The sequence below is a fragment of the Stenotrophomonas sp. YJH_SMC_82 genome, assembly GCF_059368875.1.
Genome location: NZ_JCAFSE010000004.1, coordinates 94450 through 114669 on the forward strand (window position 1 = coordinate 94450; position 20220 = coordinate 114669).

The 20220-nt window shown below is 68.4% G+C and carries 19 protein-coding genes; 10 read left to right on the forward strand and 9 right to left on the reverse strand.

The window, feature by feature from the left end:
- The first annotated feature begins 1 nt into the window (after window position 1).
- Window positions 2–814, forward strand: a complete 813-nt coding sequence (locus AC5P53_RS15785) for an alpha/beta fold hydrolase (protein ID WP_100449295.1) — start codon at window positions 2–4, stop codon at window positions 812–814.
- 293 nt (window positions 815–1107) lie between these two features.
- Here AC5P53_RS15785 and AC5P53_RS15790 read toward each other — a convergent pair whose 3' ends face one another.
- Complete coding sequence (locus AC5P53_RS15790) at window positions 1108–1788, reverse strand: hypothetical protein (protein ID WP_241887790.1); 681 nt, start codon at window positions 1786–1788, stop codon at window positions 1108–1110.
- 138 nt (window positions 1789–1926) lie between these two features.
- On the opposite strand from AC5P53_RS15790, the gene AC5P53_RS15795 reads away from it, so the two are divergent.
- Window positions 1927–2571: a hypothetical protein gene (locus AC5P53_RS15795; protein ID WP_014645753.1), complete on the forward strand. Its 645-nt coding sequence runs from the start codon at window positions 1927–1929 to the stop codon at window positions 2569–2571.
- A gap of 64 nt (window positions 2572–2635) precedes the next feature.
- The gene (locus AC5P53_RS15800) at window positions 2636–3604 is read left to right on the forward strand and encodes a polysaccharide deacetylase family protein (protein ID WP_241887791.1); all 969 of its coding nucleotides are present in this window, start codon (window positions 2636–2638) and stop codon (window positions 3602–3604) included.
- 3 nt (window positions 3605–3607) lie between these two features.
- On the opposite strand, the gene AC5P53_RS15805 is transcribed toward AC5P53_RS15800, so the two are convergent.
- On the reverse strand, window positions 3608–4528 hold the full coding sequence (locus tag AC5P53_RS15805; protein ID WP_277878424.1) for an MnmC family methyltransferase: 921 nt from the start codon (window positions 4526–4528) through the stop codon (window positions 3608–3610).
- A 65-nt stretch (window positions 4529–4593) separates the two neighbouring features.
- On the reverse strand, window positions 4594–5010 hold the full coding sequence (locus AC5P53_RS15810) for a hypothetical protein (RefSeq protein ID WP_075076834.1): 417 nt from the start codon (window positions 5008–5010) through the stop codon (window positions 4594–4596).
- A 90-nt stretch (window positions 5011–5100) separates the two neighbouring features.
- Here AC5P53_RS15810 and AC5P53_RS15815 point away from each other — a divergent pair, with 90 nt between their 5' ends.
- On the forward strand, window positions 5101–5385 hold the full coding sequence (locus AC5P53_RS15815; RefSeq protein ID WP_032961769.1) for a hypothetical protein: 285 nt from the start codon (window positions 5101–5103) through the stop codon (window positions 5383–5385).
- A gap of 88 nt (window positions 5386–5473) precedes the next feature.
- Here the strand turns inward: AC5P53_RS15815 and dmeF are convergent, their stop codons facing one another.
- On the reverse strand, window positions 5474–6436 hold the full coding sequence (gene dmeF / locus AC5P53_RS15820) for a CDF family Co(II)/Ni(II) efflux transporter DmeF (RefSeq protein WP_046428557.1): 963 nt from the start codon (window positions 6434–6436) through the stop codon (window positions 5474–5476).
- A gap of 48 nt (window positions 6437–6484) precedes the next feature.
- Between dmeF and AC5P53_RS15825 the strand changes: the two genes are divergently transcribed.
- Window positions 6485–6769, forward strand: a complete 285-nt coding sequence (locus AC5P53_RS15825; protein ID WP_241887237.1) for a metal-sensing transcriptional repressor — start codon at window positions 6485–6487, stop codon at window positions 6767–6769.
- 76 nt (window positions 6770–6845) lie between these two features.
- Here AC5P53_RS15825 and AC5P53_RS15830 read toward each other — a convergent pair whose 3' ends face one another.
- Window positions 6846–7217 carry a MerC domain-containing protein gene (locus AC5P53_RS15830; protein ID WP_046428559.1) on the reverse strand — a complete coding sequence of 124 codons (372 nt, stop codon included), beginning with the start codon at window positions 7215–7217 and terminating at the stop codon, window positions 6846–6848.
- Window positions 7218–7286: 69 nt separating this feature from the next.
- On the opposite strand from AC5P53_RS15830, the gene AC5P53_RS15835 reads away from it, so the two are divergent.
- Entirely contained in the window at window positions 7287–8612 is a 1326-nt protein-coding gene (locus AC5P53_RS15835; protein ID WP_014645761.1) for a GTP-binding protein, read from the forward strand.
- Window positions 8613–8798: 186 nt separating this feature from the next.
- On the opposite strand, the gene AC5P53_RS15840 is transcribed toward AC5P53_RS15835, so the two are convergent.
- Window positions 8799–10406: an ATP-binding cassette domain-containing protein gene (locus tag AC5P53_RS15840; protein WP_227864216.1), complete on the reverse strand. Its 1608-nt coding sequence runs from the start codon at window positions 10404–10406 to the stop codon at window positions 8799–8801.
- Window positions 10407–10617: 211 nt separating this feature from the next.
- Entirely contained in the window at window positions 10618–11517 is a 900-nt protein-coding gene (locus tag AC5P53_RS15845; protein ID WP_241887238.1) for a LysR family transcriptional regulator, read from the reverse strand.
- A 228-nt stretch (window positions 11518–11745) separates the two neighbouring features.
- On the opposite strand from AC5P53_RS15845, the gene AC5P53_RS15850 reads away from it, so the two are divergent.
- Together AC5P53_RS15850 and AC5P53_RS15855 are read left to right on the forward strand one after the other, a co-directional pair.
- Entirely contained in the window at window positions 11746–12924 is a 1179-nt protein-coding gene (locus tag AC5P53_RS15850; RefSeq protein WP_241887239.1) for a serine hydrolase domain-containing protein, read from the forward strand.
- Entirely contained in the window at window positions 12921–14105 is a 1185-nt protein-coding gene (locus tag AC5P53_RS15855) for an MFS transporter (protein WP_241887240.1), read from the forward strand. Before AC5P53_RS15850 ends, AC5P53_RS15855 begins: the two co-directional genes overlap by 4 nt.
- 217 nt (window positions 14106–14322) lie before the next feature.
- Here the strand turns inward: AC5P53_RS15855 and AC5P53_RS15860 are convergent, their stop codons facing one another.
- The gene (locus tag AC5P53_RS15860) at window positions 14323–15939 is read right to left on the reverse strand and encodes an EAL domain-containing protein (protein ID WP_049406911.1); all 1617 of its coding nucleotides are present in this window, start codon (window positions 15937–15939) and stop codon (window positions 14323–14325) included.
- A 230-nt stretch (window positions 15940–16169) separates the two neighbouring features.
- Here AC5P53_RS15860 and cycA point away from each other — a divergent pair, with 230 nt between their 5' ends.
- Complete coding sequence (cycA, locus tag AC5P53_RS15865; protein ID WP_032962245.1) at window positions 16170–17543, forward strand: D-serine/D-alanine/glycine transporter; 1374 nt, start codon at window positions 16170–16172, stop codon at window positions 17541–17543.
- 162 nt (window positions 17544–17705) lie between these two features.
- Entirely contained in the window at window positions 17706–18482 is a 777-nt protein-coding gene (locus AC5P53_RS15870; protein ID WP_241887241.1) for a lytic transglycosylase domain-containing protein, read from the forward strand.
- A gap of 98 nt (window positions 18483–18580) precedes the next feature.
- Here the strand turns inward: AC5P53_RS15870 and AC5P53_RS15875 are convergent, their stop codons facing one another.
- Window positions 18581–20101: a hypothetical protein gene (locus AC5P53_RS15875; RefSeq protein WP_495227463.1), complete on the reverse strand. Its 1521-nt coding sequence runs from the start codon at window positions 20099–20101 to the stop codon at window positions 18581–18583.
- Between the last annotated feature and the right edge of the window lie 119 nt (window positions 20102–20220).

Consider the following 20220-nt stretch of genomic DNA (forward strand, 5'->3'; position numbering starts at 1 on the left):
CATGCCTGCTTCCCGCATCCGCCTGCATGTTGAAGATACCGGTGGCGACGGCCGCCCGGTGATCCTGATCCACGGCTGGCCGTTGTCCGCCGATGCCTGGAAGACCCAGGTGGCGATCCTGCGCGATGCCCAGTATCGGGTCATCAGCTACGACCGGCGCGGCTTTGGCCGCTCTGACAAGCCGACCGGCGGCTATGACTACGACACCCTGGCGGCAGACCTGGCGGGGGTGATCGAGGAACGTGACCTGCGCGATGTCACCCTGGTCGGTTTCTCGATGGGCGGTGGCGAGGTGGCGCGCTACGTGGCCAACCACGGCCAGGATCGCCTGCACAGTGTAGTGTTCGCTGCGGCGGTGCCGCCGTTCCTGCTGCGCAGTGACGACAACCCGGAGGGGCCGCTGACCCAGGACAAGGCCGATGAAATGCGCAGCGGATTGGAGAAGGACCGCGAGGCGTTCTTCGACGGCTTCACCCGCGACTTCTTCAGCGCCAATGGCCAGTTGATGGTGACCGAAGAGACGCGCCAGGCGGCGATCGCACTGTGCCATCAATCCGACCAGGCAGCGGCGCTGGGCTGCATGAAGGCGTTCGCCACCACTGATTTCCGGGATGACCTGAAGAAGATCACGGTGCCGACGCTGATCCTGCACGGTGACAGCGATGCCATCGTGCCGTTCGAGGGTTCCGGCCAGCGTACCCACAAGGCCATCAAAGGTAGCGAAGTGGTGATCCTGGAAGGCGCGCCACATGGCTGCAACACCAGCCACGCCGACCGCTTCAATCTGGCCCTGCTGAACTTCCTGAAGCGCTAAGCTGCGGCCATGCGCCAGACCAGAACACCCCCGTGGAAGAAGCCCAACCCCAAGGGCCAGACATCGCAACCGCTATCGGATGCGCAGAAGGCGGCGGCACGGCAACGTGCCGAGGAGAACGGGCGGCGCTATCCCAACCTGGTCGACAACATGTGGGCGGCGAAGCTGCCGCGTGGGTCGTGATTCAAAGGCTGGCTGTGGGCCTGGTGTAGCGCCGAGCCGATGCTCGGCTGGCGCGCGGGGCGCGTGCCAGCCGGAGAAGGGGCAAAGGGCAGCGGAGCATGGGCTCGGCGCTAAGGGCCGGGCAGTGGCTGCCAGCCCGACTCCCTCCATGGCGCAACCCCGCGTTGCTGTACGTCAATGGCCTCGATTGGCAACCCGGCCAGCCGTGCCAGTTCCGCACGCAGCATTTCGGTGTCCAACGGCAGCGCGATGGCCACCTGCAGGCGGTCGCCCTGCTGCCGGACCTGCACGGGCACGACCGCATGGGCTTCATGCTCACCGCCGGTGCGACCGATCGGGTAGCGCATCGCCGTGGGCCGCCCCAGCTGTGCGAGCGCGGGTTGCCATGCCTCCAGCACGACGGGCTGTGCGGCCACGGGAACCTGCGCCTCGACGACGGTTCCCGCATAACCGGTGAGATTGTCCACCATCACCTGGAAGCGTGCGCCATCGGGGATGACCAGCACGGTGGCGATCAGCGCCATCAGCGAGAGGATGGCCGCGGCGACGTGCCAGCTGCGGGGTGCGGTGGCGGCGCGGGTTGCCGTGCGCAGGCCCGGCTTGCGCCGCAGCTTGCGCGCGTAGATGCGTCGATCCTTCCTGCGGGGGCTGCTGCTGTGCTCCGGCAGGTTCAACGGGACGCGTGGCATCCGGGCGACGCGCGCATTGATCAGGCGCGAGAGCAGCCACCATGCGAGCACGAACGCCAGCAGTGGCAGCAGCGTTCGTACCACCAGATACAGCATCACCATCGGGAACATCCTGCTTGGCACACACGGATTCAATCAACCTCGTCATCGTAACGGCGCTGCGTGGTGCGTGTCGCATCCGCCAGCCGACACGTGCGAAGCGCTTGGTTAGGATGGCTCTTTGCTGTCATGGATGAACCGATGAGCGCCGCCACTTCCCGAATCCGCCGCATCTGTGGGCAGGGGCCGATCCTGTTGATGCTCCAGTGGGTCGCGCTGCTGTCTGTGGTGCTGGCTGCCGGCTTCTTCCATTACCGCGTGGAGCTGTTGCTGGAGCCGGTGACGGTGGCCTGTGGGGGCCCGGACGCGCAGGCGCGATTGCAGGTTGCCGAACAGGTGATGGCGCGTGCGGGCGCACTGGATGACTGGCAACCCCTGGGCTGGATTCCATGGGTAGGCCTGGTGCTGGCCTTGCTGGGGGCCATGGCGGTTTGCGCAAGCCGTGCGCTGTGGCTGCGCGATCGGCTGCGCACGGCGAACGTGGCGCTTATGGTGCTGCACGGTGGCGCACTGGCTTTGGCCGGATGGGTACTGCACCTGTACGAGGATGCGTGGAGTAATGTGGCGCGGCTGTCACCCACGGCGTGCCTGGTGGAGCTGGTGTCGGAGGGCGATGTACCGCTGGAGCAGGCGCAGCGCGTGGTGTTCCACATCCTGACGCGGGTGAACGCGCCACTGCTGCGTAATCCGGATGATCTGGCGCTGGTGTTGACGGTGCTGTTGTTGGCCGCGATGGCCGGCGGCGTTGCCCTGTGGCGTGCGATCGCGCGGGCCCGGGCGGGCTGAGCACGCTCGGCGGCGCGCGGCAATCGCGCTACAGTCGACGCCTCGCCACTCCAGGGAAGACCCGATGCGCTTGTTGCTGCGTGCGTTGCCGTTGTTGCTGTTGTCGCTGGCGGTGCATGCCGCCGAGGTGGACCGCCGTATCGCGGTGACCATCGATGATCTGCCGTGGGCACGGCTGGACCAGATCGTGCCGCCGGATCTGCAGGCGCGGCATGAGGGGTTGATGGCCCAGCTGCACCAGGCAGGCGTGCCGGTGGTCGGCTTCGTCAACGAGAACAAGCTTGAGGTGGAGGGACAGGTGCTGCCGGCGCGGGTGCAGATGCTGCGCGACTGGCGCGATGCCGGCTATGTGCTGGGCAACCACACCTACTCGCACATGGATCTGAATGCGAAGGGCCTGGCGGCGTTCCAGCAGGACTTCCTGCGCGGCGAGACGGTGCTGCGGCCGCTGCTGGCCGAGAAGGGGCAGGCGCCGCAGTGGATGCGCCACCCTTACCTGCGTGCCGGGCGCACCGCGGATGAGCGCGTGCAGATGGATGTGTTCTTCAAGCAGCATGGCTACCGCGTGGCACCGGTGACGGTGGACAACGGTGAGTGGGTGTGGGCGTTCGCCTACGCCAACGTGATGAACGAGCAGGCGGACTCGCCCGCGCGCGCGGCGACGCTGGCGCAGCTGCGCAAGGGCTACGTGCCGTACATGCTGAACAAGCTGGACTATTACGAGAAACAGTCGCAGGCGCTGCTGGGGTACGCGCTGCCGCAGGTGTGGCTGATGCACGCCAATGAGCTCAACGCGGCCACCTTCGCCGAACTGGTGGCGGCCACGAAGCGCCGCGGCTATCGCTTCATTTCGCTGGACGAGGCGATGCGTGACCCCGCGTATGCGCGGGGTGCTGAAGGCTACAACGGCCGCTATGGCCCGAGCTGGCTGCACCGCTGGGCGATGGCGGAGAACAAGCCGAAGGACTTCTACGCTGGCGAGCCCGAGGTGCCGGCGTGGGTGATGAAGCTGGCCAAGGTCGATTCGGAGTAAGGCTCAGCGCTTGACGGCCAGCACGCCGTCCAGCGCCAGTTCGACCTTGAAACCAGCCTTTTCCAGGCGCTTGGCCACTTCGCGCGGCACGTCGCGGCCGCTGGTCAGCTTGTTCGGCGCACCGGTGTAGTGGAACAGGCGGCCGCCCTTGCGGATCACGCGGGCGAGGTGGTCGTAGAACACCTGTGAGTACAGCTCGCCGGCGATGCCGAAGCGCGGCGGGTCGTGCAGGATCGCGTCGACACTGTTGCTGGCCACCTGTTCGATCTGCTGCGAGACGTCACCGTGGCTGAACTGCAGGCGGCCACCGGCGGCAGCCGAGTCCGGATCCGGCGACCACGGGTTGAGCGTGCGCAGCCACATCACATCGGCGTTCTTCTCGAACGAGCGGATCTGGCCGACACCGGCTTCCAGCGCACAGGCAGCGAAGTAGCCGAGGCCACCGCAGGTATCGAGGATGACCTTGCCGGCCGGGGCGACCAGCTCCACCTTGCGGCGTGCATCCTCGAACGGCGACAGCTTCGAGGTCGGCAGCATCTTGATGCCGTCGATCTCGAAGGTCGGTGCGCCCCATTCGGTCGGCACCAGCTTGATCAGCGAGCCGCTGTAGCGCGAGATCGGCGCGAAGTCCTCGCCATCCCAGTAGTACAGCGTGCGGTCCTTCAGCTTGCCCGGCCAGGGATAGGGCTGGCCCCGGAAGTGGAAGCCGTCCGCATCGAGCGCCACGCTGTCCTGGCTGCGCCCGAGGTCGAGCGAGCCCTGCCAGTCGGCGGCGCCCTTGTCATGGGCACGGCGCAGGGTATCGGCGCTGTCGCGGGTCAGCAGGGGGCCGGTGTAATGGGGCACGGCGGGTACCGGGGCGGTTCGGGGGAGGGCATGGTACCGCAGCTGTTGTAGAGCCGAGCCCGCCCTAGGCTCCACCATGCCTGCATCCACGCATGGCGTGGATCTACTGCAAACGTAGCCGAGCGTGGGCTCGGCTCTACAGTTCAATCGCACTTCACCGCATACACCGGCCCAGCCCCGATCAGCATCAGCGCCATGTAGTCGCTGTCGCTGGCCTTGCCCTTCAGCGTCGCGCCCTTGTTGAAGTGGAAGATGCCGAAGCCGCCGGACATGCGGATCAGGGCATTGTCGATCTGGTCGGCGTCGTCGCGGAAGTAGCGGCTGATCTCGCTGGACGTGGCCTTGTGCAGGGCGTTCGGTTCGCGCTGCCACTGCTCGCCACGGCTGAAGGAAACGAAGTACTGGCCGCCTTCCTTGTCGATGCGGAAGTCGGCGGGCTTGCGCGCGCCGGTGGCGAAGCAGCCCTGCAATGGGTCGGCGGAGAAGGGAAGCCGCGCATCGTCGCCGCAGGCAGTGAGCAGCAGGAGGGCACCGGGCAGCAGCAGGCGGAGCGTGCGCATGGGATGTCCCTACAGGGCAGGTGCGGCTAGTGTAGGCAGCACGCGGGCGTGGCCCGTACAGAAATTCGGCAAGGACACAGGGGTTTTCGGATGGCGCAGGGCAAGGCACCGTGGTGCGGCGTGGCCAGTTGGCTGGGGATTGCTGTGGGGTGGGGGGCAGGCACCGTGGCGGCGCAGGCGGCAGTCGCTGCCGGTGGCAATGGCATGGCCGCTGGGCTGGGCGTGGGCGTGCTGGGCGCGGCCTTGGTGGGCGGCGGCCTGGCAGTGGCCGCGCGCGTGCGTGGCGAGCGCTGGCCATGGATCGGCATCAGCGGTGCGGTGCTGAGCGCGCTGCCGCTGCTGATGTACCTGCTGCGGATGATGCTGAAGCTCTAGCGGTAGTGCCGGCCGCTGGCCGGCAACTGCAGGTGGCGTGCGGTGTTCATGGGGTTGCCGGCCAGCGGCCGGCACTACCTGGCGTGCATCACTCGCTGCGGTGGATCTCCACCGTTACATGCACCAGTTCTTCGTGGATCGCCAGCGCGTTGCGCACGGTATCGGCATCCAGCGTGGCGTCACTGGTGACCACGCTGGCGCTGACCGCGTACTTGCCGCGACCCACCTGCCAGACGTGCAGGTCGGCCAGGCGTGCCGGCCACGGGCCCTGTTCGATCACCTCGCGTACTTCGGCCACCACCGGCGCGTCCATCTGCGCGTCGAGCAGGATGCGGCCGCTGTCGCGCAGCAGGCCGACCGCCCACACCGTGACCAGTACGGCGCCGACCAGGCCCATCACCGGGTCCAGCCAGGTGAGGCCGAGCAGCTTGCCGCCGAGCAGGGCGACGATGGCCAGCACCGAGGTGGCGGCGTCGGCCAGCACGTGCACGTAGGCCGAGCGCAAGTTGAGGTCGTGACCGTGCGCATGGCCGTGGTCGTGGTGTTCGTGGCCATGCCCGTGGTCATGGCCATGGTGATGATGCGCGTGGCCCGGGCTGTCGTGCAGCCACCAGGCACACAGCAGGTTCACGCCCAGCCCGACCGCCGCGATGGCGATGGCTTCGTTGTAGTGGATCGGTGCTGGTACCCACAGCCGCTCCAGCGACTGCACGGCCATCAGCGCGGCCACGCCGAGCAGGGCGATGGCGCTGGTATAGCCGGCCAGGATCTCGATCTTCCAGGTGCCGAAGGCGAAGCGCGGGTCGTGCGCGTAGCGGCGTGCGCAGCGGTACGCAAACACCGAGAGCCCGAGCGCCAGCGCATGCGAACTCATGTGCCAGCCGTCGGCGAGCACGGCCATGGAGTTGAACCACCAGCCGCCGACGATCTCCACGACCATCATGCTGACGGTGAGCCACAGGGCGCGGCGGGTATTGCGTTCGGCCAGCGGGTTGCCGTCGTCGAAGCGGTGTTCGTGGCGACGGGCGGCGGCAAGGGCGTCCAGGTGCATGGGGGCCAGCGGTGGAGTGGATACCCCCATAGGGTATATGATTCCGGCATGGCTCATGTACACAAGCATCGAAAGCAGTTGCTGACCCGGGTGCGCCGCATCGGCGGACAGGTGGCGGCGTTGGAGCAGGCGCTGGACAGGCCGGAGGGTGAGGCCGGCGACTGTGCGGACGTGCTGGTGCAGGTTGCCGCCGTGCGCGGTGCCGCCCATAGCCTGCTGATGGAGCTGCTGCACGAGCACCTGCAGGAACACGTGGTGGGCGCCAAAGACCCGCAGCAGCGGGCGGCCGAGGCCCAGGTGCTGGTCGAGCTGCTGCGCCGCTACGGCAAATGACCAGGTAGTGCCGGCCGCTGGCCGGCGACTGCAGGTTGTCTTCCCCGTTCATGAGGTTGCCGGCCAGCGGCCGGCACTACCCGTGGCGGTGTCGCGCGTTCCAGATATGCGTGGCGGCCAGCAGTAGGCTGCCGGTGACCGTCATCGGTGTTTCCCAGTCGTGCGAGGGCAGCGCCAACGCGCCGGCCAGCAGCAGGCCGAGCCCGGCGCCGGCGGTGGCCCAGGCCAGCACGGGCAGCGGGTGACGGCGTTCTGCCCGCCACAGCGCGTAGCCGGTCAGCGGCAAGGCGATGGCCACGAACAGCAGATGCACCCATTCCGCTTCGGCCCACGTGCCGAACAGCGGCAGCGCGGCGGCAAGCAGGGGCAGCGCCAGGCAGTGCAGCAGGCACAGGCTGGACAGGGCGACCGCGCTGGCATCAAGCAGGGCGGCAGAAGGCGACTTCATGGGGGGAGGTTCCTTGCGCAGTAATTGTTATACAGTAACATTTCCGTTCCGCAGCCAACCCGCTCCGACATGAACACTGTTTCCCGCGCCGACCGTCGCCTTCCGGTCACCGTGCTGTCCGGCTTCCTCGGGGCCGGCAAGACCACCCTGCTCAACCAGATCCTGCGCAACCGCGAGGGCCTGCGTGTGGCGGTCATCGTCAACGACATGAGCGAGGTCAACATCGATGCGCAGCTGGTACGCGAGGGCGGCGCCGAACTGCGCCGCACCGAAGAGACGCTGGTGGAGTTCAGCAATGGCTGCATCTGCTGCACGCTGCGCGATGACCTGCTGCAGGAAGTGCGGCGCCTGGCCGATGCGGGGCGCTATGACTATCTGCTGATCGAGTCGACGGGCATCGGTGAGCCGATGCCGGTGGCGGCCACCTTCGCGGTACGCGACGAGCAGGGCTTCAGCCTGAGTGACATCGCGCGCCTGGACACGATGGTGACGGTGGTGGATGGCAGCGCGTTCCTCGCCGACTTCGGCTCGACGCTGCGCCTGGCCGAGCGTGGCCAGCAGGCTGGGCCGGATGACGATCGCGGCGTGGTCGACCTGCTGTGCGAACAGGTCGAGTTCGCCGACGTGATCGTGGTCAGCAAGGTCGATCAGACCGATGACGAAGTGCTGCAGGACACGCTGGCCGTGCTGCGTGGCCTGAACCGCGACGCGAAACTGCTGCTGTCCAGCTTCGGTGACGTGCCGCTGGCCGAGCTGCTGGACACCGGTCGCTTCGACTTCGAGCGTGCGCAACGTGCGCCGGGCTGGGTAAAGGAGCTGCGTGGCGAGCACACGCCGGAAACCGAGGAGTACGGCATCGCCAGTTTCGTCTACCGCTCGCGGCGACCGTTCCATCCCGCGCGTTTCGCCCGCGCGTTGCAGTCGGGCATGCCGGGCGTGATCCGCAGCAAGGGCTGGTTCTGGCTGGCCAACCGCATGGACTGGGTGGGCGAGCTGAACACCGTAGGTGCCGCGACGCGGACGCAGGCGGCGGGGTTCTGGTACGCCGCTCGCGATCGCGTGCGTGCCGGGCTGGAGGACACGCCGCCGTTGCTGCCGCCCACGCCGCTGCCGTACAGCGACCTGGGCTGGGCGCGGCAGCAGGCCGATTGCTGGAGCGCACCGTTGCCGGGGCCGGAAGACTTCCCGGATGCGGCCGCGCACTCGGCGATGCAACGCCTGTGGCACCCGTTGTGGGGGGATCGCCGCCAGGAGCTGGTGGTGATCGGCGTGCACATGGATGAGCGCGCAGTGCGCGCAGAGCTGGATGCCTGCCTGCTCAACGACCAGGAGCTGCGTGCGGGCCCGCTGCTGTGGCATCAGTTGCCGCAGGCGTTCCCGGTGTGGAAGCGGTGACGGTGCACTGAGGATCGATGGGTTGCCGGCCAGCGGCCGGCACTACCCCTGGTCGATATGCCATGCGTGGATGGATGCATGGCGGAGTCGAGCATGGCTCGACTCTACAATGTGATCCGTCGCGGCCAATCCTGTAGAGCCGAGCCCATGCTCGGCTGCTGCAGTAGATCCAGGCATGGCGTGGATCTACAAGGCGTCACACCACTGCCAACCCTCGGCGCTCACCTGCAACACCTGCGTCGGCTGCAACGCCTGCAGCAGGTGCCGGTCGTGGCTGACCATCACCAGCGCTCCCGGCCATGCCACCAGCAGTTCTTCAAGTGCCTGCAACGCGCTCAGGTCCAGTGCGTTGCCGGGCTCGTCCAGCAGCAACAGCTGCGGTGGGGGGTCGGCATACAGCACGCTGGCCAGCGCGCCTTTCACCCGTTCGCCATCGCTGAGGTGATGGGCTGCACGCTGGATGCGCTGCGCGTCCAGCCCGAGCAGGGCCAGCCGTGTGCGCAGTTCACCGGTATCGGCCGCCGGGTTGGCAGCCTGCACGGTGTCGAGAATGCTGCGCTCGCCGGAGAGCCCCAGCAACTGCTGGTCGAGCAGCGCCAGTGGTGCATGCCGTTGTACGTTGCCACTGCGTGCAGGCAACTGGCCGGCCAACACGCGCAACAGCGTGGACTTGCCACTGCCGTTGTCACCAACCACGGCGATGCGCTGGCCGCGGCGGATGTCCAGCTGCAACGGCGCGCGGCAGCCATGCGGCAGCACCAGCGACTCGGCCTGCAGCAGGCGTGCGCTGCCGCGTTCCCCCTCGCCGGCAAACAGTGCGAGCTCCGGTGTGGCGTGAACCGCCGAGGCCGCAGCGCGCAGCTGGTCTGCGCTGGCCTGCAGGCGCTCGGCCTGTACCTGCTGTGCGCGGCCGTGGCTGCCCTCTGCACGTTGTTTCTGCCGGCCGAGCAGGATCGGCGCCTGGTTGGCCTGCTTTGCATCGCGATTGCCACGTGCCTGGCGTTGCTGCTGGCGTTCGTGCTGTTCGCGCGCACTGCGCTGCTGCTGCCGGTGCTGGGCGCGGGCGTGGTCGAGCTGTGCCGCGGCCGCTTCGCGTTCGGCGGCACGCGCGTCGGCGTAGTGCTGCCACGGCCCGCCATAGCGATGCAGCCCGCGCGCGTCGAGCTCGACGATCTGCTGCATGTGCGCCAGCAGTTCGCGATCATGGCTGATCACCAGCAGGCCGCCGCGCCACTGCTGCAACCGTTCGCACAACTGCTGGCGATGGCGGGCATCGAGGTGGTTGCTGGGTTCGTCCAGGATCAGCCAATCAGCGCCGCTGGCCCAGGCGCCGGACAGCGCCACCTGCATGGCCTGGCCACCGCTGAGGCGCGCGGCGGGTTGGGCGGGATCGAGGTCGTCGGGCAGCCGTAGCGCCTGCCATTGCTGCTGCAGGCGCTCGCGCAGGTCCCAACGGTCGCCGACGCAGGCGAAGTCGGCCTCGTCCACGCTGCCGGCTTCGATGCGTTGCAGTGCGGCCAGTTCAGCGCCAACGCCGGCCAGTTCACCGACCGTGCCAGCGGGTGGATAGCCGGGCGTCGGCAACAGGAACACGCGGCCGCTGCCGCGTACCTGCCCGTTCTCTGGCTGCACCCGGCCGGCGAGCAGGCGTGCGAGCACGCTCTTGCCAGCGCCATTGGCACCGACCAGGCCGGTGGCGACCGGATCGAAGGAAAACGTCAGATCGGAAAACAGCAGGCGGCCGTCGGCCAGTCGATACGACACGCGATCGAGCGTGAGGGAATGCGGGGTCATGCGACCTCCAGGGATGCCGGGTTCTCCCCTGCGCGCAGGGGCGGGAAGAGTCAGGCCGTCTGATGGGAAGACGGCGGCATCAATGGCGCATTGGTCGCGAGCCTCTTGGAGGAATGAGGGGGCAGTATAGCGGCGCTGGCTGAATGGTTGCGTGCAGCGGTAGAGCCGAGCCATGCTCGGCTGACCTTAAGCATCCACGCATGGCGTGGATCTACGGCACGGTACCCAGCCGGGCGCCGACGAAGTCGATGAACACCCGCAGCTTCGGCAGCACGTGGCGGCCCGAGGGCCACAACAAGTGGAAGGTGCCGCAGGAGTGGACATGATCCTCCAGCACGGTGACCAGGCGGCCGTCGGCCAGCGCATCGCGCACCGAGTGCACCGGCACGAAGGCCAGGCCGACATCATGCAGTGCCAGCGCCACCCGTGCTTCGATGGTGTTGGCCACCATGTGCACCGGAAGTTCCTGCGGTGCTTCGTCATCGGGCCAGTGGATCGGCCACGGCTCCAGCTTGCCGGTGCTGGGGAAGCGATAGTGCAGCAGCGTGTGCTGCATCAGTTCCGCCGGCGTGCGCGGAACCCCGCGGCGCTGCAGGTAGCCCGGCGAGGCGATTACACGGCGCGGGAACACCCCCAGCCGGCGTGCGTTCATCCGCGAGTCGCTGGGTTCACCGACGCGCAGCACTGCATCGAAGCCTTCCTCGACGACATCGACCAGGCGGTCGCTGAAATCCAGGTCGAGGCGGATGTCCGGATACGCCGCCATGAACTCGGCCATCAACGGCAGGGTGAGATCGCCGACCAGCGGCAGGCTGATGCGCAGCGTGCCGCTGGGCGTGGCGTGCGGTTGTGCCAGCTCGGTGCGTGCGGCATCGCGCTCGTCGAGGATGCGCCGGCAGCGCGCCAGGAACAGCTGGCCCTCGGCGGTGAGCGTGATGCTGCGCGTGCTGCGGTGGAACAGGCGCACGCCCAGTGCATGCTCCAGCCGGGCAACGCACTTGCCGGCGGCCGATGCGGAGATGCCCTGCAGGCGCCCGGTCTCGACGAAGCTGCGCGTGTCGGCGGCGTGCACGAAGGTCTGCAGGTTGGCGAGGTTGTCCAGGACTGACATCGGCGTAGGGGCAATGAAAAGCGGCAGGGTAGGGGCGTGATCACGGCGGGCGGCGCCGCCACCGCAACACTGTGGTGCAGGGTGGGGGCGCCTGCTGTTGCGGCCTTGCAGTTCCGGCCATCATGCCGATTGCGGACTCCACGGTCCATGATGCCCGGAGCGGCAACCGGCTTTTTGCGCTGCGCCGTGCTGCCTAACGTGGCGGGCCTCTCCCCACGGATCACCGCGATGAATGCCGCTCTTTCCCTCGAACCTGCACCGATGCTGCCTTCGGTGCAGCGGCTGCTGCAGCAGGTCCACCCGACGCGCCTGGTCGGTGCGGTGGTGCTGGTGTGCGAGCACGGCGTGCTGCGCCATGCCAGCGCGACCGGGCAGGCCGATCGCGAGTCGGCTCTGCCGATGCAGCGCGACCAGCTGTTCCGGCTGGCATCGGTCAGCAAGCCGCTGTTGAGCACGGTGATCCTGCGCCTGGTGGCCGAGGGCGTGCTCGACCTCGATGCGCCGGTGCAGCGCTGGCTGCCGGACTTCCGGCCGGCGCTGGCCGATGGCCGCAGGCCGCCGATCAGCCTGCGCCAGCTGCTCAGCCACAGCAGCGGGCTGGGCTACCGTTTCCTGGAAGCCGATGCGCACGGACCGTACGCCCGGGCCGGCGTCAGCGATGGCATGGACGCCAACCCGGTGTCCCTGGCCGAGAACGTGCGCCGTATCGCACAGGCGCCGCTGCTGTTCGAACCGGGCAGCCAATGGCTGTACTCGTTGGGCGTGGACGTGGCCGGTGCAGTGGCCGAAGCGGCGACCGGTGAAACGCTGCAGGTGCTGTTCAAGCGTTTGCTGGCTGCCCCCCTGGGCCTGCGCGATACCGCGTTCGCCACGCGCGCTGCCGCACGGCTGGCCACGCCGTATGTGAGCGACACGCCCCAGCCGCATCGCCTGCAGGAAGGGGAGGTGGTCGCGCCGTTCGAGGGAACGGTGGGCATCGAGTACAGCCTTGCGCGTGCCCTCGATGCCCGCCGTTTCGCTTCGGCCGGCGCCGGCCTGGTGGGTACTGCCGATGACGTGATGTCGGTGCTGGAGGCGCTGCGTGACGTGCAGCGCTCCGGCCTGCTGCCGCCCGCGCTGGCGGCAGAGATGGCCAGCCCGCAGGTGGGCGAGCAGGGGCCGCCGGAACCGGCCGGCTGGGGCTTCGGGCTGGGCTTTGCACTACTGCGCGAGGCCGCTGCCAGCGGCACGCCGCAGCGCGAAGGCACCTGGCGCTGGGGCGGCGCTTATGGGCACAGCTGGTTTGTTGATCCGGCGCGTGGGCTGAGCGTAGTGGCGCTGACCAACACCCTGTACGAAGGCATGGATGGTGCCTTCGTCGATGACCTGCGCGATGCGGTCTATGCGGACCTGGAGGCTGCGCGATGAGCGGCCACGCCATCGATGCGGCCAGCCCGGCCGGTGAGGCCACGCGCTTGCCGTGGGCGGGCCTGCTGGCGCTGGCAGGCGGCGGCTTCATCACCCTGTTGACCGAGACCCTGCCGGCGGGCGTGCTGCGACCGATGGGCGAGAGCCTGGGCGTGAGTGATGCGGCGGTGGGCCAGCTGGTGAGCGTGTATGCGCTGGGCTCGGTGATGGCAGCACTGCCGATGACGGCGTTGACCCAGCGCCTGCCGCGGCGTCCGCTGTTGCTGGCGGCCATCGCCGGCTTCGTGGTGGTCAACACGTTGACGGCGCTGAGCAGCAGCTATGCGCTGATCCTTGCTGCGCGTTTCCTGGCAGGCGTGAGCGGTGGCCTGCTGTGGTCACTGGTGGCTGGCTATGCCGCACGCATGGTGGTGCCGTCGCTGCAGGGGCGCGCGATCGCGGTGGCGATGGTGGGATCGCCGTTGGCGCTGTCACTGGGCGTGCCGGCCGGTACGTTGCTGGGCCAGCAGGTCGGCTGGCGCTGGGCGTTCGCGTTGATGAGCGTGCTGGGCGTGGGCCTGCTGGCGTACGCGCGCTGGGCACTGCCGGCGCTGCCAGCGGCCGGTGCCGGTCAACGTGCGTCGCTGGCCAAGGTCTGGCGCATGCCGGGCGTGCGCAGCGCGCTGCTGGTGATGGTGCTGTACGTGCTGGCGCACAACGTGCTCTACACCTACATCGAACCGTTGGCGGTGGAGGCGGGTGCCGGCCCGTGGCTGGACCGGCTGCTGCTCGCCTTCGGCGTGGCGGCGATTGCCGGCATCGGGATTGCTGGTTGGGGCGTGGATCGCCACCTGCGTGCGCTGGTGTGGGCGGCGGTGATCGGCTTCATCGTACCGGTGCTGGCCTTGCTGGTATGGCCCGGCGTGGCCAGCGCGCTGCTGCTGGCGACGATCCTGTGGGGCGTGGCGTTCGGCGCGGTGCCGACCCTGTTCCAGACCGCCTTGGCACGACGCGCCGGGGCCGCTGCGGACCTGGCGCAGTCGATGCTGGTGACCGGCTGGAACCTGGCCATTGCGGCCGGCGGCGTGGCGGGCGGCGTGCTGCTGCAGGCCAGCGGCCCGAGCCAGCTGGGATGGTTGCCGCTGCTGTTGCTGGCGGTGACCGTCGCGTGGTTGCTGGCACGGCCGAAGGCGTGGGCGTAGGCGGCGCTCAACGATGATGCGGTGCCGGCCAGCGGCCGGCACTACCGTGGGCCGCGCCATCCTCGCATGGCGTGGATCTACCGAGCGCAGCGACCCGCGTTTGCTTCTTCTGTTGATTTCGTGGTGGGACCGCCGCCAGAACCTGTCAGAGACCGTCCCGGCCAACGCCGGGATAGCTGTACGCGACCCACCACCAGGGGCTCTGCCGTTGGCCGTCCTACTCGATCCCTTCACGCTCGATCGGCACGCTGCGCGGGTTCTGCATGTGCTCGCGTGCAGCGCCGTACTGCTGCTGCCGCTTGTGGTGGAAGGCGACGAACTCATCACGCGGCAGCGGCCGCGAGAACAGCCAGCCCTGGCCGAATTCCACATGCCGGCTGTGCAGGTAGGCCAGCTGCGCTTCGGTTTCCACGCCCTCGGCCACCACCCACAGGCCCAGCTCCTTGGCCATGTCGATGATGTGCGGCGTGACCGGGCTGGTGGCGCTTTCGGTGCCGATCGCATCGATGAACGACTTGTCGATCTTCAGCGCATCCAGTGGCAGCTGCTGCAGGTACTGCAGGCTGGAGAAGCCGACGCCGAAATCGTCGATCGCCACGCTGTGGCCGGCGCGGCGGGCGGCGGCGAGCATGGTGCGCGCGCGGTCCAGGTCGAGGAAGCCACGTTCGGTGGCCTCCATCCAGATCTGCTGCGGCAGGATGCCGCTTCCGGCCATGTGCCGGGAAATCATCTTCAGGGCGCGGCCGCTGCTGATGTCTTCGGCGGCGAGGTTGATCGCGATGTGCGCGCTGCGGTCGGCCACCAGCAGCTCGCGCATGTCGCGCACCACGTTCTCGATCACCAGGTCGGTGACGTCGGCGATCATGCCGGCCTCTTCGGCCAGCGGAATGAACAGGTCCGGCCGCACCTGGGTGCCATCCGGGCGTTGCCAGCGCACCAGCGCCTCGGCGCCGACGCAGATGCCGGTGTCCAGTTCGATGATCGGCTGGTAATGCAGGTACAGCTCGCGGCGGCGGATGGCGGTGGCCAGCTCACCGCGCAGCGACAGGCGGCGCCGCGACAGCCAGATCACCAGGCCGGCCCCGGCGGCGGCCAGCAGCAGGCCGACCGGCACGTACAGCCATGCCTGCTGGCGGAAGGCGGCGGCCAGCGCGGTGCGCGGCGTGGTGGCGATGGCCAGCCATTCCTCGTTGCGCGCGGTGGCGAACAGCGTGGCGTGATCCAGGCCTTCGCCGGGGTCGCGCAGCAGTGCCTCCAGCAGGTCCGGATCCAGGCCGGGCTGTTTGGCCAGCAGGCGTCCATCGGGGCTGGCCAGCGCCAGCCGCACGTTCGGGTCGGCAATGACATCGACGAAGCGGCGCGGGTCCACCAGTGCGTCGTAGGACCCATACAGGACCGCCAGCACCTGGCGGCGGCCGCTGATTTCCGGGCGCACATCCACTGCAATGCCTGCGCCATCGCTGGTGACGTGGTCCGGCGTGGGTTGATCCACATCGGACAGGAACGGACCCCACGAGGTGCAGCGCAGCTTGCCACCTTCGAAGTAGCCCATCTGGTCGATCGATGGGGTGGTCATCACCAGGGTCTGCATGCGCCGGATGTGTTCGGGGCTGCAGGGTACGTAGGCGCCGGCCTCGGCCGATTTCAGTGCCGCCAGCGCTTCCTGGTAGGACAGGTCGGAGCGGCGCAGGGTGCGATCGGCGATGTCGCGCAGGCGCTGCTGTTCGACGCTGATCGCGCGGTCCCAGGTGGCGTAGGCCATGACCGCGATGGGCAGCGCAGCGGCCAGCAGGGCCAGGGCGGTGCCGCCGATGATGACGCGCAGCCGGCTCATGGCCGGGGCTCCAGCGGGGCGGGCGGGGCAGGGCGCATGGTGGGCCGGTCCTTGGGCAGGTGCGGCTATCTGAGCATGGCGCCGGGCCGGGCGGAATGGGATCAATACGGTATTCGGTCACATTGTGGTGAAAGCGGCCCGCTTTGACGCAATGGGTCCGTCTGGCGCTGGCGCTCGGCGCCGCGGAGGACTACCGTCGAATGCTTCGCCCGCCCCTTTTGCCCGCGCCCATGACCGAGCCCGCAACGCCCCCCGAGCACCTGCGCCGCAGCCTGTCCAACCGCCACCTGCAACTGATCGCCATCGGCGGTGCCATCGGCACCGGCCTGTTCATGGGATCGGGCAAGACCATCAGCCTGGCCGGCCCCTCCATCGTCTTCGTCTACCTGATCATCGGCGCGATGCTGTTCTTCGTGATGCGCGCGATGGGCGAACTGCTGCTGTCCAACCTGCAGTACAAATCCTTCATCGATTTCTCCACCGACCTGCTCGGCCCGTGGGCCGGGTTCTTCTGTGGATGGACCTACTGGTTCTGCTGGATCGTCACCGCCATCGCCGATGTGATCGCCATTGCCGCCTACGCGCAGTTCTGGTTCCCCGGGCTTGAAGCCTGGAAACCGGCGCTGGCCTGCGTGATGCTGCTGCTGGCATTGAACCTGGTGACGGTGAAGCTGTTCGGCGAAATGGAATTCTGGTTCGCGCTGATCAAGATCGTGGCGATCTGCGCGCTGATCATCACTGGCGCCGGGCTGGTGGCGTGGGGCTTCACCTCACCCAGCGGCCACACCGCGTCGCTGTCGAACCTGTGGAATGACGGTGGCATGTTCCCGATGGGGCTGGTCGGCTTCTTCGCCGGCTTCCAGATTGCGGTGTTCGCCTTCGTCGGCATCGAGCTGGTCGGCACCACCGCCGCCGAAACCGCCGACCCCGAGCGCAACCTGCCCAAGGCGATCAACTCGATCCCGGTGCGCATCATCATCTTCTACGTGCTGGCGCTGATCGCGATCATGGCGGTCACCCCGTGGCGCCAGGTGGTGCCGGACAAGAGCCCGTTCGTGCAGCTGTTCGTGCTGGCCGGCATTCCCGCCGCCGCCAGCCTGATCAACTTCGTGGTGCTGACTTCGGCCACGTCCTCGGCCAACAGCGGCATCTTCTCCACCAGCCGCATGCTGTACGGCCTGGCCGAAGAGGGCCACGCCCCGCGCGGGCTGTCGAAACTGTCGCGCGCCGCAGTGCCGGCCCGTGGCCTGCTGTTCTCGTGCCTGTGCCTGCTGGGCGGCACGCTGCTGATCTACCTGATTCCCAACCTGGTGACCGCCTTCACCCTGGTGACGACACTGGCGACGGTGCTGTTCATCTTCGTCTGGTCGCTGATCCTGGTGGCCTACATGGCCTATCGCCGTCGCTATCCGGAGCGCCATGCTGCATCGATCTTCAAGATGCCCGGCGGCGTCGCGATGTGCTGGGCCTGCCTGGTGTTCTTCGCCGCCGTGCTGGTGCTGCTGAGCCTGCAGGGCGACACCCGCCAGGCGCTGATCGCCAGCCCGGCGTGGTTCGTGCTGCTGGGCGTGGGCTATTGGGTGCGTCGGAGGACCGCGAAGTGATCCGAAGTGGGGTCAGATCCCGTTGCTCAGCAACGGGATCTGACCCCGGCAGGTCGCGGGAGGTTGCCGGCCAGCGGCCGGCACTACCACGGGTGCAGGACGCCGCCCTGCCGGCCCCCATTCACCCAACATTAGCGGGCACGGCCGGATCATCCGGCCGCCATGTCCCCTCGCCCCCTCCTGCTCGCGCTGTTGCTGCTGCCCAGCCTGTGGCCCGGGCTGGCCGCCGCGCGCACCGTCTACCGCTGCGTGCAGGGCAACACCGTCAGCCTGGCCACCGCGCCGGAGCCGGGATCGCGGTGCACGCCGAAGGAGATCGACGACAACGCCGTCCAGACCCCGAACCTGTGGGGCAACATGGGCGTGTTCAGCGGCGTGCTGTACGAGCGCGAACAGGACGGGGCGCTGGTCTACTCCACGCGCAACCTGCCCGGCTCGCGGGTGTTCCTGAAGTTCACCGTGGCCACGCCGCCAGGCGAGCCGGCGCACGAGGGCCTGGGCAAGGTCGGCAAGCCGCAGCTGGCGCAGCACGCCAGGCAGTTCAAGGCCGCGTCCAAGGCCACCGGCGTCGATGATGCCTGGCTGCGTGCCATCGCCCACGCCGAAAGCAATTTCGACGCGCTGGCGGTATCCAGCAAGGGCGCACAGGGCGTGATGCAGCTGATGCCCGAAACCGCGCAGGAATACGGGGTGAGCGATCCGTTCTCGCCGCAGCAGTCGATCGAGGGTGGCGCGCGCTACATGCGCGCGCTGCTGCGCCGCTACAACGGCGACCGCCCGTTGGCGGCGGCTGCCTACAACGCGGGCATCGGTGCGGTCACCCGCTACAAGGGCGTGCCGCCCTACGCCGAAACCCTGGCCTACGTGGACAAGGTGATGGCGCTGTACGCACGCTACCGCGAAGCGATGGGCATCCGCACCGAAGTGCCGGCGCGCTAGCGGACGGTGCTGCCTGCACGTGGCGTTGTAGAGCCGAGCCGATGCTCGGCTGCGCCAATTGCCGCCGAGCATCGGCTCGGCTCTACACAAAAAGCCGCTCAGCGCGAGGTGGAGGTGCTGACCAGGTCGTAGCGCTCGATGCGGCCGACGCGTGCCACCTCGGCCTGCACGTCGGCACGCTGCTTGAGTGCACGCCACGCGGCATCGATGCGCACATCGCCCGGCAATGACGGATAGGTTCGCATGTCCTGCAGGCTGGCCAGGGTTTCCCCGCGTTCGATGGGCGAGCGCAGCTGTTCGATCAGCACGGCGGCGGCACCGTCCAGGTTGCCTTCCTCCAGCAGCATTTCGCGATGGAACAGGCGGGCATCCTCGCGCTGGGCCAGGATCACCGCGCGTGCTGCGTCGCGCGCCTCGGCATCACCGCGCTCGCGGGCGGCGGCGAACTGCAGCAGCGCCTGCGCGGCCTTGCCGTAGCCGGCGAGGCCCGGCATGTCATTCACTGCCTGCGCAGCGTCCTGCATGCGCCCCAGCGAACTGAAGACGAAGCCGACATTCATCTGGTGCTCGACACCATCCGGGCCGAGTGCGCCGATGCGTTGGGCCTGTTGCGCCGTGGCCAGTGCCTCATCGGTGCGGCCCAGCCGGCGCAGTGCGGTGAGCCGGCTGTTGAGCAGCCAGGCCACCCATTCCGCTTCGGCGGCGGCAGGTGATTCGCCGTTGCTCGCGGCACCGGCCATGCCCTCGGTCAACGACAGCACTTCCTCGTTGCGGTCCAGCATGAGCAGGGTGGTGCTGAACTCGGCCATGCGCGCGTCCAGTGCACGGTCGAGCAGGCCGGAGACGCGCAGTTCATCGAGGTGGCGCTGCGCCGCCTGCACCGGATCGAAACGCGCATCGCCGCGATCGACATAACGGTCGAAGCGCTTGTCGCTGCGCAGGCGGATGATCTCGGCCGGGCTGTCGATGCGGGCCAGCGTGGCTGGAATGCCGTCGCCACGGCCATTGTCGGCCTGCAGCGTGGCCAGCGTCAGCCACAGCCCGGTGGGTTCCAGGCCGGCACTTTTCCAGCCGTTGTCAAACAGCGCCTGCAGCAGGTCCATGCGCTTCATCGGCTGGTCACGCAGGCGGTACTGCAGGTAGTTGATGGCGTGGTGATCGACCGGCAGCGGCGCGTCGGCATGCTGCAGTGCCTTCACCAGGAAGGCGGTGGCTGCGGCCGGCTGGTTGTCCGACAGTTCCACCGACACCTGGGTAAGCAGGATCTGTGCATCCTCCGGCAGGGCCTCCTGCGCCCGCTGCAGGTAGCGGCGGGCCAGGGCCGGCTTCTTCTGCATCAGTGCGGTCCAGCCAGCGACCTGCGAGGCGCGGCCACGATGCTCGGCATCGAAGTCGTCCAGCAGGGGATCCTCCATCAGCCGTTCCATGCTGATCAGCGCGCCCAGCGTGTTGCCGCCACGCGCCTGCTGGATGGCTTCATCCCAGCGCGTGGCATAGGCCTGGTGCATCGCATCGGCGGTGATTGACGGCTTCTGCGGCGCCACCGTGATCGAAGCAGTGGCGGATGTGCTGGCCAATGCGGCCAGCAGCAGGGCGGTGAGCGGGAGAACGCGGGGCATGGAGAATCTCCATCCGTGGGAACCGCATTGAACCTGCTGCAGCCAGCGAGGACAAGCACGACGAAGCGAATTCTGGCGTTCAGCCGCGCAATCGGCCGTGGCGGATCGCACGCGCAGCG